This is a genomic window from Deltaproteobacteria bacterium (genome assembly GCA_016210005.1).
GTDB lineage: Bacteria > Desulfobacterota > Binatia > HRBIN30 > JACQVA1 > JACQVA1.
The window spans coordinates 1-17,753 of record JACQVA010000045.1 but is presented as its reverse complement, the minus strand read 5'-3'; the positions used below and the strand labels follow the sequence as shown (position 1 = coordinate 17,753).

The 17,753-nt window shown below is 67.9% G+C and carries 14 protein-coding genes and 1 pseudogene; 8 read left to right on the top strand and 7 right to left on the bottom strand.

The genetic code is table 11. From position 1 onward, the window contains the following. The first annotated feature begins 3 nt into the window (after nt 1-3). Complete coding sequence (locus HY699_05335) at nt 4-1,389, top strand: M20/M25/M40 family metallo-hydrolase (protein MBI4515223.1); 1,386 nt, start codon at nt 4-6, stop codon at nt 1,387-1,389. 32 nt (nt 1,390-1,421) lie between these two features. On the opposite strand, the gene moaA is transcribed toward HY699_05335, so the two are convergent. Further along, a complete protein-coding gene (moaA, locus tag HY699_05330; protein MBI4515222.1) occupies nt 1,422-2,447 on the bottom strand; it encodes a GTP 3',8-cyclase MoaA in 1,026 nt (341 codons plus the stop codon). Between the two features lie 50 nt (nt 2,448-2,497). After that, nucleotides 2,498-3,616 carry a phosphoribosylformylglycinamidine cyclo-ligase gene (gene purM / locus HY699_05325; protein MBI4515221.1) on the bottom strand — a complete coding sequence of 373 codons (1,119 nt, stop codon included), beginning with the start codon at nt 3,614-3,616 and terminating at the stop codon, nt 2,498-2,500. Nucleotides 3,617-3,746: 130 nt separating this feature from the next. Between purM and HY699_05320 the strand changes: the two genes are divergently transcribed. Continuing rightward, nucleotides 3,747-4,097 (top strand): DUF4499 domain-containing protein, encoded by a 351-nt coding sequence (locus tag HY699_05320; protein MBI4515220.1) that lies wholly within the window; start codon nt 3,747-3,749, stop codon nt 4,095-4,097. A gap of 165 nt (nt 4,098-4,262) precedes the next feature. Here HY699_05320 and HY699_05315 read toward each other — a convergent pair whose 3' ends face one another. The 3 genes and pseudogenes from HY699_05315 to HY699_05305 all read right to left on the bottom strand — a co-directional run bounded on the left by HY699_05315 (nt 4,263) and on the right by HY699_05305 (nt 8,687). Then, a complete protein-coding gene (locus HY699_05315) occupies nt 4,263-4,568 on the bottom strand; it encodes a metal-sulfur cluster assembly factor (protein MBI4515219.1) in 306 nt (101 codons plus the stop codon). Between the two features lie 111 nt (nt 4,569-4,679). After that, nucleotides 4,680-5,723, bottom strand: a pseudogene (locus tag HY699_05310) (hypothetical protein). 114 nt (nt 5,724-5,837) lie between these two features. Continuing rightward, a complete protein-coding gene (locus HY699_05305; GenBank protein ID MBI4515218.1) occupies nt 5,838-8,687 on the bottom strand; it encodes a molybdopterin-dependent oxidoreductase in 2,850 nt (949 codons plus the stop codon). 50 nt (nt 8,688-8,737) lie between these two features. On the opposite strand from HY699_05305, the gene feoB reads away from it, so the two are divergent. The 3 genes from feoB to HY699_05290 are packed head-to-tail and all read left to right on the top strand — an operon-like array spanning nt 8,738 to nt 11,989. After that, complete coding sequence (gene feoB, locus HY699_05300; GenBank protein ID MBI4515217.1) at nt 8,738-11,071, top strand: ferrous iron transport protein B; 2,334 nt, start codon at nt 8,738-8,740, stop codon at nt 11,069-11,071. After that, nucleotides 11,068-11,277, top strand: coding sequence for a hypothetical protein (locus HY699_05295; GenBank protein ID MBI4515216.1), 210 nt, complete (start codon nt 11,068-11,070; stop codon nt 11,275-11,277). Before feoB ends, HY699_05295 begins: the two co-directional genes overlap by 4 nt. Nucleotides 11,278-11,332: 55 nt before the next feature. Then, nucleotides 11,333-11,989, top strand: a complete 657-nt coding sequence (locus HY699_05290) for a metal-dependent transcriptional regulator (protein ID MBI4515215.1) — start codon at nt 11,333-11,335, stop codon at nt 11,987-11,989. 214 nt (nt 11,990-12,203) lie between these two features. Here the strand turns inward: HY699_05290 and HY699_05285 are convergent, their stop codons facing one another. After that, complete coding sequence (locus tag HY699_05285; protein ID MBI4515214.1) at nt 12,204-12,638, bottom strand: hypothetical protein; 435 nt, start codon at nt 12,636-12,638, stop codon at nt 12,204-12,206. Between the two features lie 133 nt (nt 12,639-12,771). Here HY699_05285 and crcB point away from each other — a divergent pair, with 133 nt between their 5' ends. Genes crcB through HY699_05270 form a run of 3 tightly spaced genes read left to right on the top strand, consistent with a single transcriptional unit; the run spans nt 12,772 to nt 14,903 of the window. After that, nucleotides 12,772-13,245 (top strand): fluoride efflux transporter CrcB, encoded by a 474-nt coding sequence (crcB, locus tag HY699_05280; protein ID MBI4515213.1) that lies wholly within the window; start codon nt 12,772-12,774, stop codon nt 13,243-13,245. 9 nt (nt 13,246-13,254) lie between these two features. Further along, the gene (locus HY699_05275; protein MBI4515212.1) at nt 13,255-13,605 is read left to right on the top strand and encodes a DUF190 domain-containing protein; all 351 of its coding nucleotides are present in this window, start codon (nt 13,255-13,257) and stop codon (nt 13,603-13,605) included. Nucleotides 13,606-13,622: 17 nt separating this feature from the next. Then, the gene (locus HY699_05270; GenBank protein ID MBI4515211.1) at nt 13,623-14,903 is read left to right on the top strand and encodes an MFS transporter; all 1,281 of its coding nucleotides are present in this window, start codon (nt 13,623-13,625) and stop codon (nt 14,901-14,903) included. A gap of 78 nt (nt 14,904-14,981) precedes the next feature. On the opposite strand, the gene HY699_05265 is transcribed toward HY699_05270, so the two are convergent. After that, a partial coding sequence (locus HY699_05265; protein MBI4515210.1) for an AAA family ATPase occupies nt 14,982-17,753 on the bottom strand: 2,772 nt, incomplete at its 5' end.

The following is a 17,753-nucleotide window of genomic DNA, read 5'->3' as shown; positions in this document are numbered from 1 at the left end:
GGGATGAAGAAGATCGCGCTGTTGCTTTGGCTCGCCTGGTTGTTAGCCCCTCTCGCCGCGCCAGCGGCCGACATCGACTGGCGCAAGGCCGGCGACAACGCCGCGCAACTGCTGAGCGCTTACATCAAGATCGACACCACCAATCCGCCGGGCAACGAGAGCGCGGCGGCGAAGTTTCTTGCCCGGCGCTTCAAGCAGGCCGGGATCGAGAGTCAGGTGCTGGAATCGGCGCGCGGGCGCGGCGTGGTGGTGGCACGCTTGCCCGGGCGCGGCCGCAAGCGGCCGGTGGTGTTGCTCAATCACCTCGATGTGGTGCCGGCTGATCCGCCGGGTTGGGAGCTGCCGCCGTTCTCGGGCACGATTCGTGAGGGCTACGTCTGGGGCCGCGGCGCGCTCGACTGCAAAGGCATCGGCGCGGTCCAGGCCACCGCGATGGTCACCTTGCGGCGCGCCGGCATCGCACTCGATCGTGACGTGATCTTCGTCGGCACCGCGGATGAAGAAGCCGGCGGCCAGCTCGGTGCCGGCTGGTTTGCCGAGAATAGGTTGGCCCTCGTGCGCGAGGCCGAGTTTCTGCTCAACGAGGGTGGCTCGATTCGCTTGCGTGCCGGCGGCACCCGCGCCTACGAAGTCGCGGTGTCGGAGAAGACCCCCTGCTGGGTGAAGCTCACCGCCACCGGCGAGGCCGGACACGGCTCTTCCCCTCGCCCGCAAACAGCGGTGACACGGCTGATCAGTGCGCTGGAACGTCTGCACCGCTATCAGCCCGAGCTGCGCGTGGTGCCGGAAGTGGCGGCGCACTACGCGGCGCTGGCCGACACCGTCGCCGAGCCCAAGCGCAGCCGTTATCGTGATCTGCGCGCGGCGCTCAACGAGGCCGGCTTCCGCGAGGAGTTTCTTGCCGACCGCCACGACGCCGCGCTGGTGCGCAACACCATCGCCCCAACTGTGCTGCGCGGCAGCAACAAGACCAACGTCATCCCGGGCATCGCCAGCGCCGAAGTCGATTGCCGCCTCTTGCCCGACGAGAATCCGGAGACCTTCGTCCAGACGCTGCGGCAAGTGGTGGGCGACGACGCGGTCACGATCGAAAAGCTGCTCAGCTTCCCGCCGTCGTCGTCATCGACCGACACCGCGCTCTATCGTGCGATTCAGACGGTGGCCGCCCGCGAACAGGCGCCGGTGGTGCCGAGCGTGCTGGCGGGGTTTACCGACAGCCACTACTTCCGCGCCCATGGCATCGCCAGCTACGGCTTCGTCCCGTTCGAGGTCAGCGAAGATGACGAAGCGCGTGTGCACGGCACCAACGAGCGCGTCTCACTCGACAACCTGCGCAACGCCACCCGCCGGCTGGTGGCGATCCTGCAAGCGCTCGACCAGGAGTTGTGACGATAAGCCCGACGAAGCCGGGAAGCCCGCGCTCAACCGCCGCGGGTGTGCATCTCGAGGTGTGGATCGCGGCGGAGTTCGTTGACCTCGGCCAGCGGCTGGCGCTGGCGCAGCGCCAGCCGTTCTTGCGCGCCGCGGTCGCGCCGCTGCTGCCAGGCCGGAACGATCAGCTGCTTGATTTCCTCGCCGGTGGCGCCGCTGCGCAGCGGCTGGCGCAAGTCCGTGCCCGAATGGGCGTAGAGGCAGAGGTACCACATGCCGTCGGCCGTTAGCCGGCTGCGGTCGCAGGAACGGCAGAACGGGGCGGTGGTGGACGAGATGATCCCGAAGACGGTGCCGTCGCTGAGACGGAAGCGATCGGCCGGCGCCGAGGTCTGCTCCGCGATCGGCTCGATGCGCCCGTAGTGACGCATCAGGCGTTCGAGCATGGCGTGGCGCGGAAATACCTTGTCCGGCGACCACTGCGTGGCACCGCCGACGTCCATGTATTCGATGAAGCGCAGCTCGGCACCGATGCGCTTGCTGTATTCGAGCAAGTCGATCATCTCGTCGTCGTTGTCCCCGCGCAGCACTACGCAGTCGAGCTTGAGGCGTTGAAAGCCGGCGCGCTGCGCCGCCGCGATGCCTTCGAGCACCTGCTCCAGCGCGTCGCGCCGCGCCAGTATCCGAAAGCGCTCCCGCCGCAAGGTGTCGAGGCTGACGGTGACGCGGTGCAGCCCGGCGTCGAACAGCGCCTGCGCCATCGACTCCAACAGGATGCCGTTGGTGGTGACGGCAAGGTCGTGCAGCGCCGGCTTGGCGGCCAGCAACCGCACCAGCACCGGCACGTCTTGTCGCAAGAGCGGCTCGCCGCCGGTGAGCCGCACCTTATCCACGCCGAGTTCGGTGAAGAGATCCACCAGCGTGCTGATTTCCTCGAAGTGGAGAATCTCTTGGCGCGGCAGCCAGACGTAATGCTCTTCCGGCATGCAGTACGAGCAACGCAAGTTGCAGCGGTCCGTGACCGAGATGCGCAGGTTGCGCAGCGGCCGGCTCAGAGTGTCGCGGGGCTGGCTCACCGGGCTACTATGCCGGTTTTGCAACCGGACAGAAACACCCCCGCTTGCCGCTACCGAGCCGGGCAGGCGGGCGCCGCCGCCCGCGCCGGCACGAACCGGCCGGCTTGGCTGACGAGCTGCCGCGGCGTGATCCACACGCGCCGGTCGCGGTCACTGGCGGCATAGCCGATGACGGCGTTGGCCTTGCCGTGCGCTCGGGCAATCGCTTGCACCCTCGCCGCGTCCTTGGGCTCGACCACGACACAGAAGCCGACGCCCATGTTGTAGACACGGAACATCTCCGCATCGTCGAGCTGGCCGCGGGTTTGAATGACGGAAAAGATCGCGGGAATGTCCAGCAGCTTGTCGATCACGAATCCCACCGGCGCCTCCACCCGCGTGAGGTTGAGGAAGCCGTCGCCGGTGACGTGCATCATCGCCTTGAGAGCCAGGCCCTCGTCGAGCATCTGCACCACTTCTCGGACGTACAGCTGCGTGGGTACCAGCAGCTCTTCACCGACGCTGCGGGCGAGTTCGGGGATGCGCTCGTTCACCGACAGCCCGGCTTGGTTGAACAAAACACGCCGCGCCAGGGTGAAACCGTTGCTGTGAATGCCGCTGCTGGCGATGCCGACCACCACGTCGCCCGGGCGCACGTCTTGACCGACGAGCACGCGCTCGGGATGAACGGTGCCGACGCAGGTGCCGACCAGATCGAAAGCATAGCCGGCGCGGGCACCGTGGAGCATCTCGCGCACTTGCGCCACTTCGCCGCCGGGAATGTTGATGCCGGCCAGCCGGGCGCCTTCGTAGAAGCCTTTGGCCAGCTCGCCGAGGAATTTCGCATCGGCTTGCTGCACGGCGATGTAATCCACCAGCGAGACCGGCCGCGCCCCGACGCAGAGGATGTCGTTGGCGTTCATGGCCACGCAGTCGATGCCGACGGTGTCGTATTTCTCCAGTTCCTGCGCCACCAGCAACTTGGTGCCGACGCCATCGGTGGAGATGGCCAGGCCGAGATCGGGGGTCAGGCGCAGGACGTTGGCGAAGTAGCCCAACGGCAGCTGCGGCTTGGCCGCGTTGAACTCGAAGGTGCGGGTGATCCAGTGGGCCAGATCGCTCAGCCCGCCTTCGACCTGAAGGGTTTGCACCCCAACGCTATCGTACTTGAGTGATTGAGAGCTTCCCATGCACCTCGCCGTCCCGGCCTCCTTCTATCCGCACTGCGGTACGGATAACAAGGTCCGGCCGGCGTGTCGCTTATGAGCGGGGGGAGCTTACTCTTTGACAGCCACCGGGCTGAGCGCGTAGAAGCGCGCCATGGCAATCAGCGACTCTTTGGCCGGCGGCAGCGAGCGGGTGGAGCGGCCGCATGTGGGTTGGTGGATCAGCGTACTCGGTGGCATGGGCCTATTGGCGCTGGTGGCCTTCGATGCCGGCGCATATGCGCGCTGGTGCGAGCTGGTGACGCCGGCGTTGCCGCGAGGGTTGCTGCAAGGCGTCTTCATCGCTGCGGTGGTGGCACATCTCGTTGAGGGCGCCTACGCCTTCCGGCTAGCGCAGCACGCCGGCCTGCACGCCAGTGCCGCCGGCTGGTTGGCGCAGACCTGCACCCTGGGCTATCCCTCGCTGCGCCTGCTCCGCCGCCGCCTCGGGGCGACGCGCGCGTGAGCGGCCTGGGCGAGGAGCGATGGATGAAGGTGGAAACTGACAGTGGATCCCTCCGCCCTTTATATTAGTTGGCCGAGGGCAATTGTCTCATGAGCATTTGGCGCGCAGGGTGCGTCGGCTCGCCAAGCCACCGAAGATTGGAGGATATGCCCCGAGGGGCAAAGGTCAGCGCCGCCAACCGAGTTGCTGCTTCGCCGCCTCCGCCATCATTGCCGGCTCCCAGGGCGGGTCCCAGACCATTTCCACAACCACCGACTCGACCGCCGGTAGGCAGCGCTTGATCGCCTGTTCGGCGCTCTCGGTCAGGTAGGCGTGCAGCGGGCACGCTTGCGTCGTCATGGTCATCTTCACGCTGACGGCGTCGCCGCTGGCTTCGACGCCGTAAACGAGGCCGAGGTCGACCACGTTGACGCCGATCTCGGGATCGATCACCTGCCGCAAAGCCTCCCAAATCTCCGCTTCGTTGATCACAGAACCTCCTCACCCGGCAACAGCGCCAGCGCTTGGACCGCTGGCGCCGCCGGGTTGACTCTTTTGTAATCGCACACGTTGTGAGGCGATCCAGCCTTGGCGGACGGCCCAGATGGTATTGGCCAGAAACATCAGCACGGCAACGGCCCCGAGCATGCCGCCCCACTGCCGCAGCGGCAGCACCGCCGTCAGGTCGCCGAGCACGCGCAGCAGCAGCGTGGCATGCAGCAGCACTAGATGAGCGTAGAAGCGGGGGCGAAACGGCACCGCCACGCCCAGCACCGCCGGAAAAATGATCGGCGCATGTCCGAAGATCATGGCGAACACGAAGCCCAGCAGGACGGCGTGTAGCGTCGCGTCGTATTCCAGGCCGGCGATCACCCCGCCGGCGTATAGACTCAGCGCCCCGCCGGCCGCGAGCCAAACGTAGCCCGACAACAGGCAGACCGCGGTGAAGCGGGTGAGGCCAGCCTGGCGCACGGTGCGGCGGGCGATGTCATGCCGCAGCAGCCACGCCGTCAACGCCAGCAAGGCGGCGCCGGTGACCCGCGCGCCGCTGTCGGAACCGACGCCGCCGAGTACCACCCCGAGCAGCAGCACGACGACGATGATTACAAATGCCGCCCGGGCCGCGGCCGTTTGCGGCAGCATGCGGCTCAACTCCAGGCGCTCGCCGGCGATCGTCAGCACCAGATAGGCCAGCCACCAGCCCACCACGCTGAAGATCGGCTTGCCGGCCAGCCAGAGCGCGTTGCCCGCCAGCCACGACAAGGCCCCGAGCCCCATCGTAACAGTGAACAGCGCCGGTTGTCGGCGCACAATGACGGCGAAGATTGCCACCAGTCCGAGGCTGCCGGCGGTTAGCAGCACCGGCACCGTTGCACCTGGAACCCCCGCCAGCAGCACCACGCCGCCGAGCGCGCTCAGCAGCGGGCCGCCGTACGCCCAGGTGACACCGAGCGCGACCGCACGTTCCAGGCCGATAAGGGTGCCGAGGAACGCCGACACCATCAGCGGGCCGTGCAGTGCTACCAGTCGCGGCCGCGCCAGGGGCAATTCCCAGCCCATGCGCAGCAGGCCCCCCCACATGCCGGCGAGAAGCGCGAGCATCCCGAGCGCCATGAGCGGGAAGCGGATGGGCTTGCGAACAGCCATCGTCAGTTGACCTATCGCTTAGCGCGGATGGCAGCGCGCGTCAAAACACAGCTAAGCGAGACGCGGCCAGCGCCGAGTCCGCACCTGTGACCGCCGCCACCACGCCCGGCAACGTCAGATGCGCTCGATTTCTACCCGCGTGTCGCGATCGACCTGATTCGGCTCCCAGTGCGAGTAGGCCCAGTGCAGGTGCCCGTAGCCGCCCACCAAGTTGGTGGGCTTGAAGGGGCTGGGGGTAATGCCGTGATCGCTGTTGCCCTCGCGAAACATGTACGGCTCCCAGGCGTGGTACACCAGCACCATGCCCGGGGGCACGTAGCGCGCCAGCTTGGCGCGCAGGACAAACGAGCCGAGATCGTTGCGCACCCGCACCAGATCGTGATCCTGGATGCCGCGCTCTTCGGCGTCGCGGCTGCTGATGTAGACCACCGGCTCGCCGCGTTGCAGCCGCAGCATCGGCCGTTGATCACGCCAAGTGGAGTGAATGCTCCAACGGGTGTGGCCGCCGCTCAGCACCAGCGGATAATTGCCGCCGGCTTGCGGCGGGGCCTTGTGTACCGGCAGGGCTTCGCCGCATTCGAGGAACCACGGGTGATCGATGTAGAACTGCTGGCGCCCGGTCAGGGTCGGCCAGCGCTGCTTCTTCCCTACAAACCACTGGTGCGGCACCATCGGCTCGGTTTCCGAGTAGTCGCTGAAATAACCGGCGGCACCGCCGGGTGCACCGGAGGACTTGAAGCGGATCGCACCCTCGCGGCGGAAATCATCGAGCGTGAGCTTGCTGGTGATCGAGGAGTAGCTGAAGACGAACTCCAGCGCCTTGTCTTCGTCCTTGGCGCCGAAGCGGCCGCGATCGCTGAAGGCTTCGTCGAGCCGGCGGGCATCGCGTTCGGCCCCGGCGATATCCTTGTACGGCTGCATCGCGCGCTTGCGCGCTTCGGCCGCCACCGCTTCGGCCAGCAGCGAGAAGATCTCCCACTCCGGCTTGGCCTCGTCGAGCGGATCAACCGCGCGGTCGCCGAGGTGGACGTAAGGGATGAACGACACCAGGTACTTGAGGTCGGCCTTCTCGTACCAGAACGCCGCCGGCAGGATGATGTCGGCCCAGCGCCCGGTTTCGTTCATGCGGAAGTTGACATCGACGGCGAGTTTGACCTTGGGCCACAGATTCTCCCGCAGTCGGATGTTGTTGCGCGCGTGCCGCAGGACGTTGCCGAAGATCGAGAGGATGACCTGCGGGGCGCGTCCTTTTTGCGGAAACATCGGAAACCACTTTTTTTCCAGGGCTTCGCGCAGGTAATCCGCCGCCGGCCGCGGCGTGCTCTGGTCGCCGTGCTTGGGATCACCCGAGACCCCGGTCAAATCGCCGTGCACCTGGTGCCATATGTTGCCGGGCACGAAATAGCTGGAGAAGAAGCGCTCGGTCTCCTCGGGGTCGAAGTAGTTCTTGGCGGCAAAGCCGGCGAGGTCGATCAGACCGAGGCGCTCTTGAATGCCGAGCAGGGCAAAGCCCTCGGGGGCGAAGAAGCCGCCCGAGCGCCAGCCGCCGCCGGGCCGCCCGAAGTTGCCGGTGATCGAGGCGAGCAAAATCTGCGCGCGCTGCATCAGATCGGCGTGCAGGAACTTGCACTGGCCCCAGGATGACAGGATCAGCGCCGCCTTGGCCTTGGCGAAGCCACGGGCAAACAGTCGGATGGTGTTGGCGGCAACGCCGGTGATCTCCGCTACCTTCTCGGGGCGGTAGGCGCCGTCGAGCTGCTCGCGCAGCTGCGAGAACACGGTGCGCACTTTCACCGGCTTGCCGTTGATGGTGACACTGCCGGTGAAGTTGATGTCGATGTTCAGCCCGCTGCTGTCGAGTTGCTTCGACTCGCCGCTGCCGGGTGCCGGCACCGGCGCTTTGGCAGCCGCATCCCAGACGTAGAAGGCCTCCTCCGAGCCGCCCTTTTCCAAGTCCGACCGGCGCAGGAAGCGGCGCGTGTCCGTGCGCAGCAGCAGCGGCAGATCGGTCTGCTCGGCGATGAAGGCGGCATTGTGGAGGTTCTCCTCGATGATCACCTGCACGGCGCCGAGCGCCAGCGCGGCGTCGGTGCCGGGCTTCGGGTTCAACCACAGGTCGGTGTGCATCGAGCTGTTGTTCATGTCCGGGCACACTGCCACCACCTGCGCGCCGCGGTAGCGCGCTTCCCACAGGAAGTGAGCGTCGGGAATACGCGTGGCCGAGGGGTTGAACGACCACATGACGATGTACGACGAACGCCACCAGTCGTCCGACGATCCGCAGGGGTGGCCGTTGCCCAAGGTGATGACGGCACCCAGCGGCAGATCGCCGACCTGGGCCATCGAGTCGATGGTGGGCGAACCCAGCGAGCGAAAGAAGCGCATCGGGGCCGCGCTGTTGGCGCCGGCGCCGATGTTCGGCCCCATCGAACACAGCACCGCTGCCGGGCCTTCCTTCTCAATCGCATCAACCATCGCGCCAGCCACCGTGCCCAGCGCCTCTTCCCACGAGATGCGCTGCCAGCGGCCCTCGCCGCGTTCGCCGGCGCGCTTCATCGGGTAGCGGATGCGCGAGGGCGAGTACATCAGCACCGAGCCGCACGCACCCTTCTGGCAACCGCGCGGATTGAAATCGGGCAGCTGCGGGTTCGAGGCGGTGTACGGCGACTTCTGCTCCTCGCGCCACACCATGTTGTCCTTGACGTAGAGATCCCAGGCGCAGCCCGACACGCAGTTGGTCATCGTGTGCGTGCCGCGCACAACGCGATCCCATGTCCAACGCTGGCGGTAGACGTCCTCCCAGGTGCGGTACGCGGGAATGCTGGGGAGTGACGGTGCGCCAGTCCCCGCCGTCGCCGCCGGCGGCTCGGCGGCACGGGCGATCTCCAACTTGGAAAGGCCAAGGGTGACCGCGGCAGCGCCAGTGGCGCGCAAGAAATCCCGTCGGGTCCAGCCGTTGTTCACGGACACCTCCGTTTCTCGTCGTATCCTACCGACCGGTTGGAAGACTACTTATGACCAACGTCACCATGGCCTCTGACCGTTGCCGGGAATCCGGCCGCAAACCCCCTGCCGCCGACCAGCTACCACGAAGCCTGCGCTTTCGCTATTGGGAAGGCATGCCACGGCAGAGCGGAACACGGCGCGCGGACTTGCACGTGGTCGAGCGGCCGAGCGAATCCGCTGAGCCCAGTCGTGCCACCCGTCAACGGTTTCACCGCATAGCTCTGGTCGGTAACCCGAACGTAGGCAAGAGCGTGATTTTCGGCGCTCTAACCGGGACATACGCCACCGTGAGCAACTACCCGGGCACCACCGTCGAGGTCACCCGCGCCCCCGCCCGCTTCGACTCCACCTTCGAAATCATCGACACGCCGGGAGTGAACAGCCTGACCCCGAATTCCGAGGACGAGCGTGTCACGCGCGACATCGTGCTCGCGGGAGTCGATTGCGTGGTGCAGGTGGCGGACGCCAAGAACCTGGCGCGCGCGTTGGTCGTGTCGATCCAACTGGCGGAGGCCGGCGTACCGTTCGTACTGGTGGTGAACATGATGGACGAAGCGGCCGACCGCGGGTTATCGGTCGACACCGGCAAACTTGCCGCCGAGCTTGGCGTACCGGTGGTACCGACGGTAGCGGTTACCGGGCATGGCCTTGCAGCAATCGCGCCGGCAATAGCCCGCGCGGCGGTGAGCCACGCGCGCGTGCGCTATCCCGCGGTGGTTGAGCGGGGGTTGCTGCGCATCGAGCGGCCGCTCTCGGGATTTCATGTCGCGACGCGCTGGCTGTCGATGATGTGCCTGGCCGGCGACGACACTTTGAGGCAGTGGCTGGTCGAGCACGTCTCGGCTGCGACCCTGGCCACCATCGAGGATGCGCACCGCGAGGTACAGCAGTACCTGGGCACGCATGTCGGCTACCAACTCAGCCGCGCGCGGGTGCGTGCCGCCGAGCAAATGGCGCGTGCGAGCACGCGCGCGGCAGTCGTGGAGCGGCCGGCCGTGGCGGTGACCAGCGGGCGTGAGGCCGCACTCGCGCTCGCTGCTCTAACCGGGTGCGTCGGGTTGTTCCTCGGCGATCTCGGCCTGTTGCCTCTGCTGGCAGAGGGTTGGGGACGACTGGGCGCGTGGCTGGCGGTTGCCGCGGCGGCGATAGCTGCCTACCGCTCCGCCGAGATGCGCACCGCCCTGGGGCGCTGGGCCAGCGCACGCCGCACGGGCCCGCTGGTCTTGCTGGTGGTGCTCTACACCGTCTATCGCTTTGTCGGCGTGTTCGCGGCGGGCACGGCGGTCGATTTCTTCGAGGAGACGTTATTCGGAGGCTACCTCAATCCGATGTTGGTGGGCGCGCTCGACGGTTTGGTTGCCCTGACCGATCCGTCATCGGACGTAGCGCGCTATGTCCTGCACTTGGTGCGGGATATGTTGATCGGGCCGTACGGGGTCGTGACGGTGGCTCTGACTTACGCCTTTGCGATCATCTTCCCGATTGTCACCGCCTTCTTCCTCGCCTTTTCAGTGTTGGAGGACTCAGGCTACTTGCCGCGGCTGGCGGTGATCGTGAACCGTATCTTTCGCGGCATGGGACTCAACGGCAAGGCGGTGTTGCCGATGATCCTCGGTCTCGGCTGCGACACCATGGCGACGCTGACCGCACGTATCATGGAGACGCGCAAAGAGCGGGTATTGGTGACCTTGCTGCTGGCGCTCGGCGTGCCGTGCTCGGCGCAGCTGGGGGTGATCCTCGGCCTGTTCGGCGCATTGCCGATATGGGCGCCGATGGTTTGGGGGGGCGTCGTGCTCGGCGTGCTGTTTGCCGTCGGCTTCTTGGCCGCGCGGCTGTTGCCGGGGCAGCGCTCGGACTTGATTCTGGAGCTGCCTCCGATTCGGCGGCCGCAGCTGGGCAATATCGTCCTCAAGACCGTCGGCCGGCTGGAGTGGTATCTGAAAGAGGCCGTGCCGATTTTCGTGCTCGGCACCTTCGTGCTGTTCGTGCTCGATGCCACGGGCGCGCTCGCTAAGATCGTGCATGCCAGCGAGCCGGCCGTGGTCGGGCTGCTCAATCTCCCACCCAAGGCGGCGGAGGCGTTCTTGGTCGGCTTCTTCCGCCGCGACTACGGCTCTGCTGGTATCTATGCGCTGTTCCAACAAGGCTTGCTGGCCCCGGTGCAGACCGTGGTGGCGCTGGTGACGATCACGTTGTTCGTGCCGTGCGTGGCGAATTTCTTCGTCATCGTGAAGGAACACGGGCTGCGCCTGGCGCTGGCGATGTCGGCGTTCATCTTCCCGTTCGCGTTTGTCGTCGGCGCCGCCGTCAACGTCGCGCTGCGCCTTGCCGGCCTGCGATGAATTCCACCGATACTCAAATCACTTGCCCGCTCTGCGGCACGCAGTACGCCCAAGCCGACGGCCGCGCCTGCCACACCGGCTGCCCGCTCGAGCGCGGCTGCCAACTCCTGAGTTGCCCGTCGTGTGGCTACGAAATACCGGCGCAAACCCGGCTGACCCGCTGGCTGTCGCGCTGGTTTAGCGGCAGCGCGGCGCCGCGTGGATGAGCGCCGCGTGGATGAGTTGAACGCGGCACCACGAACGCGCTACGCTGCGCCCGCGATGACCATCGAGCAGCACATTGAGGAACTTCTCGAGCGGCTCTGGACGGTGCGCGAGCAGGGCGTGCCGCTGCGGCCCACCCTTGCCGGTGAAGCCTTTGACTTCGACGCGCCGGCGGCGCTGGCGGAAGCCACCCGGCGCGCCCTGGTGGCCGTCAATCACGACCGGCTCGAGCTGACGGCGTCTGGCGACGAGTGCGCTGCCGGCGTAATCCGCCGCCACCGGCTGGCCGAGCGGCTGTTCTTCGACGTGATTCATGTCGACACCGCCGCCATGGAGGCGGGCGCCTGTGAATTGGAGCACTCCCACATTTTGTCCGAGGAAGCCACCGACCGCGTCTGCGCCTTTCTCGGCCATCCGCCGACCTGCCCGCACGACCGGCCGATTCCGCGCGGGCGCTGCTGCGAGATCTTCACCCGTGAGGTGCGGCCGCTGGTAACGCCGCTGAGCGAGGGCAGCATCAGCGGCGAGTACCGCATCGTGTTCATCGCCTCCCGTTCCCACCGGCGCCTGGATCGCCTCTGCGCCCTCGGCGTCGTGCCCGGCGCCGAGTTGCGGCTGCACCAGCGGCTGCCGGCCTTCATGATCCAAGTCGGTGGCACCGACATCGCGCTCGAGCCGGAAATCGCCGCCGACATCTTCGTCGTGCCGCGCTGAGGCCGGCGCCGGCTCCAGCTGCGGCGGGACGCTGGCGTAAGCGCCCGCGGGGTTGCGCCGCGGGTGCGGCTCAGCGCTTACCGCTCCGTTCTCCCGCGCCGGCCTTGGTTTGGTTCGGCTTTGCCGGGCGCGGGCCCAGCACCAGTTGCAGGCGGCAGCTGACTTCGCCGTGGCTCTGGCTGGCGCAATAGCGCGCCGGCCGCACTGGCACTGCTCAGGGCGGTGGCGGCTGGTCCGGGCGCAGGCGCATCGTCAGCGGGTGGGAAAAAAGTCGGGCGAAGATATCGCTCCAATACTTGTTCGCCATCGCCTGGGCCACGCGCTCGGCGTAGTCTGGGGTCTCGCTCGCCCGCACCTGTTCGTAGCGCCGCCCACCGATCTCCACCGGCAGGAAGGGCGCGCTCTTGTTCTTGCTCACGCGCTCTGCGGCGCGAGAGCCGAGGCGGACGTAGACGTCGTCGTCAAGAACCACCAACCAGACGGGAAAGCAGTAAGAACCTTCATCCGGCACGGTGGTGCAGAGCTTGAGCGTGCTTTCGTTCTTCCAAAACTGCGGCGTCCAGGTCGGCTGTGTGGCTCCAGCCTGACCCAGCGCCAATAGCCCCGCGAGCGCAGCACCCGCCCACGCCCACCACGAACGAGTTGACATCGTCCCCTCCTTACATCGGTCGAACTGCTGCCGCGCTTAGACCATGTCGCGGTCGCGCGTCAAGCGCCGTCACCGGCCGGCGCTCTCAAGCGCGTTGAGTTTCAGTCCGAAAGCGAGAACAACCAGATTGGCGATGTTGGCGCGGCTGCTACCGCCGTATCGCGCGCTCGGCGTACACCCGCTCGGGCGCGCCGGCTTGTGTCGGCGTCCGGGCTGTGGTTTGAGCGACGCTGTGATGCGCATCGCCTTGGTTGGCCTCGGGGGCTCGGTCGGGTCGCTGGCGCGCTATTGGCTGGCAGGCGCGGTCCAGGGCCTCAACGGTTGGGACTTTCCGCTCGGGACACTTTCGGTCAACGTTGCCGGCAGCTTCGTTCTGGGGCTGGTGATGGCGCTCTCGCTCGAGCGCGGACTCATCAACGCCGACGTGCGACTGTTGCTCTCCGTCGGCTTCTGCGGCGGCTTCACCACCATGTCGGCGTTCAGTTACGAAACCATGGCGTTGCTGCGTGACGGCAGCCTGGCGGCGGCGATGGTCAACCTGGCGCTGACCATCATCACCTGTTGCGGCGCGGTGTGGCTGGGTGACTTGCTGGCGCGCTGGCTGTAGCGGGGGCACATGAAGATAACCGGAGAGGGCAAGCTGCTGCGCATCTTCGTCGGCGAATCCGACCGCTGCCACGGGCGGCCGTTGTCCGAGGCGCTGGTGCGCAAGGCGCGCGAACTCGGCCTGGCCGGCGCCACGGTTTGGCACGGCATCGAGGGCTATGGCGCCGGCAGCCGCATCCACACGGCCAAGATCTTGCGCCTGTCGGAAGACCTGCCGGTGATCATCGAGATCGTCGACACCGAAGATAAGATTCGCGCCGCCCTGCCCGCGCTCGACGAGTTGATGGAAGCCGCCGGCGGCGGCGGTCTGGTGACGCTCGAAAAGGCCGAGATCATCAAGTACACCCAGGGCCGCTCGTAGCGGCTCCGGGCTGCGCCATGAGTACGGTGTCCCCGCCGCGTCCCGCTCTCGCGCCCACGCGCGTGCGCTACACGGTCGTGGCCTTCACGCTGGCGATGATCGCGGTTGCCTATCTCGACCGCGTCTGCATCGCGACGGCGGCGCCCGCCATCAAGAGCGATCTCGGCCTCAGCGACACGCAGATGGGTTTCGTCTTCAGCGCCTTCACCTTGGCGTACGCGCTGTTCGAGGTACCGAGCGGCTGGTTTGCCGACCGCTTTGGCGCGCGGCTGGCCCTGACGCGCATCGTGGTGTGGTGGTCGGCGATGACTGCGGCCACCGGCCTGGCTGGCGGCTTTGCTTCGCTGTTCATCGTGCGGTTGCTTTTCGGCCTGGGTGAAGCGGGCGCGTTCCCGGCCAGTGCCCGTGTTTATGCCCGCTGGCTGCCGGCGGCTTTGCGCGGCGGCATCTTCGGCTTGTTGATCATGGCGGGCGCTTTGGCGGGTGCGCTGACGCAGCCGCTGGTGGTGGCGCTGCTCGGGATTGTCGGCTGGCGCCAGGCTTTCGCACTGTTCGGCGCCGTCGGGGTCGTGTGGGCGATCGCCTGGTGGTGGTGGTTTCGTGACGATCCACACGACCATCACGGCGTCAACGCCGCCGAGTTGCAGTTGCTGGCGGAAAACCGCGGACAGCTTCATGGGCACCGCCAGGTGCCGTGGGCGCTGCTGCTGCGCAGCCGCACCTTGCTCACGCTCTGCCTCATGTATGGCGGGGCGATCTACGGCTGGTATTTCTATCTGACCTGGCTGCCCACTTATCTGCTACGCGCCCGCGGTTTTGATTTGAAACAGGTGGGGTGGCTAGCCGCGCTGCCCTTGCTGGCAATCGCCGCCGGCGTGTTCGCCGGCGGCTGGCTGAGCGATCGGTTGACCCATCGTTGGGGCAGCCGCGCCGGCCGGCGCACGCCGGGGGTAATCGGCCTGCCGCTGGCCGCCGCCGCCATCATCGGCGCGGTGCTGACCCGCGAGCCGATCACCTCGGCTTTGCTACTGAGCGCCGCCGCCGGCCTGGCGGCCCTCGGCGTCGCCCCCGCCTGGGCCGTGTGCCTCGAAATCGGCGGCCTGCACGCGGGCGTGGTCAGCGGCGCGATGAACACCTTTGGAAACCTCGGCGGCGCACTCAGCCCGGTGGTCGTCGGCCTGTGCTTGCAGCGCTGGGAGTCGTGGGAAGCGCCGCTGTTCAGCGTTGCCGCCTTGTACCTATTTGCAGCCGGCTGCTGGCTCGCCGTCGATCCGGAGCAGCCGATCGAGCCGGCATAACCCGCCGGCGCGCAACGGAGAAGAGCCGTTGCACGCCGGTTTCGCGAGCGCGTAGGCCGCATCACTCTTCGGCGCAGGTCATCCGGCCAGCTCCCGTTCGCACTCGGCGGCGCGCAACGGCGCGCCCATCGCTTCGAAGAGGCGTTGCGCCTCGCGCAGGTCGCGCTCGGCTGCAGGGGCGTTGCCGAGCAGACGCGCCAGGCGCGCGCGCAGCCGCAATGCGAAGGGCTCTTCGGCGTTCCAGCCGCGTTCGCGCGCCGCCTCGAGGACCCGGGAGAGGGCGGCCTCCACCTCGGTACGGCCGCCGGCGCCGTCGAGCGCGAGCACGGCCTCGGCACGGAACAGCCAGTGCCGCGGGAGGCTTTCGGCGAGCTCGGGCGCAGCACCCAGCAGTGTGTCCAGCTCGGCCAGCGCCGCACGCGCCCGCCGCTCGTCCCCGGCGCGCGTGGCCGCGAGCGCGAGCCCCGCGTGCTGGATCGCCAAAACGGCGACGATGCCCATGCCCGACTCCCGGAACAGCAGCAACGTCCGCTCGTATTCCGCAACGGCCTCGGCCGGGTGGCCACCCTCGTGAAGAGCCAACGAGAGCCACCCGCGCACCATCACCTCCGCCATGGGCTCCGCGAGGTCCCGAGCCTCCTGGAGACCCAGGGCCGCCATGCGTAGCATGCCCTCGCGGTCGCCGCGCACCCACGCAAGCGAAGACTGTCCGGCGCGGGCGTATCCACAGGTGAACGCGTCGTCCTTCTCGCGCAGGACCGCGAGCGCCTGCTCGAAACAGCGCTCGGCGTCCACGAGCTGCCCCTTCGCCATTCGGCACCAGCCGCGCTGCGCGAGCAGCCACGCGAAAGTGTCGAAGGGGCTCACCCGCCCCGCCCGTGCGGGGTCGGTCTCGCAGAAGGCAATCCCGCGCTCAGTCCACTCGAGGCCTCGGTGGTTGTCGCCGGCGAGGTTCCACGCCCAGCCGATGCGTTGATAGAGCGATGCCTGCAGCGCGAAGTCGCCGGCCTCCCGGGCCAGTGGGAGCGCTCGCTCGAGCAGCTCGACCTGTGCTCGGTGTTCGCCGCGAAAGCCGCGCAGGCCCGCGATCCCGCTCAGCAGCGTCGCCAGAGCACGTTGGTCGCCGCTGCGGCGCGCCAGCGCCTCTCCCTCCTCATACACTGCCTGCCACTCCGCTTCCTCGGCTTCCTGCGCGCCCGCGGACCACATCGCAAAGATGATCTCGCGGCATGCCTCGGCCCGCAGGGCCAGTGTCTGCGGGTTCTCTTCGCAGGAGGCGGCCAGGTCCCGCACGCGACGCCAGTGGAGGAGCGACGCCCGCGAGTCGCGGGCCGCGGCGGCGTTGGCCGCGCGCCGGTGCCAGTGTGCCGACGTCAGCGGCTCGCCGGCACACTCCCAGTGATGCGCAATAAGCGCGGCGCGCTCGTCGAGTCGGGCACCGTCCAACTCCTCGATGGCGCGGGCCGTGGCGGCGTGCAGCCGCGCTCGCCGCTCGGCGAGCTGCGACTCGTAGGCCACCTGCTGCGTGAGCGGGTGCTTGAATGCGAAGCGCGCCACGGGATAGAGGGCGGTCGGGTGCAGGAACTCGGCCCGCCGGAGCGCGTCGAGCACCGCGGCCAGCTCGGCACCCGAACAGCCGGCCACCCGCTCGAGCACCGGCTCGTCCAGCTCGCGCCCGATGACCGCCGCACTCTGCAGAACGCGCTTCTCGCGCTCCCCGAGGCGGTCGATGCGCGCCGCGAGAATGCCCTGCACGGTGGCCGGCAGGGCAATCTCTCCGGGGTCGCGCACCAGCCGGTACGCGCCGCGCTCGCCGGCGAGCGTGCCCGACTCGGCGAACGCACTCACCAATTCCTCGGCGAAGAACGGGTTCCCGCCGGCGCGCTCGCAGAGGTGCGCGCGCAGTGCTTCGAGTGAGGGATCGCCGCCGAGGAGGTCGCGCAGCAACTCGTCCGCAGCCTCTGCTCCCAGCGGCCGCAGCGGAATGCGGTGATGGTCGGGGCGCGCCATCCACGCGGCGTCGTACTCGGGACGGAAGTTGAGCAAGAGCAGCGTGCGGGTGGCGGCCACCGAGTCGACGATCTGGGCGATGAACTCGTCGCTCTGGGCGTCGATCCAATGCAGGTCGTCGATGAGCAGCACCGCGGCCTCGCGGGCGCTGCGCGCCGCAAACAGGCGGCGCACGAAATCGAGGACGCGCCGGCGCCGCGCCTCGGGGTCCACGTTGGGAGGCGGGCGATCCGGGTCCGGGAACCCGGCGAAGTCGAAGGCCAGCGGCAGGTCGGTTTGGAAGGACTCGTCGAGGAGCACCAACGTCCCGGCGATCCGGCGCCGCGCCTCGGCGGGATCGTCGCGCTCGGTGATGCCGTAGAAGGCGCGCACCAGCTCGATCACCGGCAGCAGCGGGAGCGAGCGCCCGTAGGGCAGGCAATGCGCTTCCATGACAGGAATGCCGCGCGCGCGGCAGCGCTCGACGAACTCGTGGCATAGACGGCTCTTTCCGACTCCGGCCTCGCCCATGACCCCGACGAACTGCCCGCGGCCCTCGAGGGCGCTGGCCAGCGCCGCTTCGAGTTGCTCCATCTCATGCGCGCGGCCGACGAAACGTGAGAAGCCGCGCGCCTGCGAGACATCGAGGCGCGTGCGCAGCGGGCCGGTGCCTTCGAGCGCGCGCACGCCGACGGGCTCACCCACGCCCTTCACCGTGAACGCGCCGAGATCACGCAGGCGGAACCACCCCTCGATCAGACGCGCCGTGTGCTCGGTGAGGTAGATCGCACCGGGTTCGGCGAGCTGTTCCATGCGCTGCGCCAAGCCCACGGCGTGGCCTTGCGCCGTGTAATCCATGCG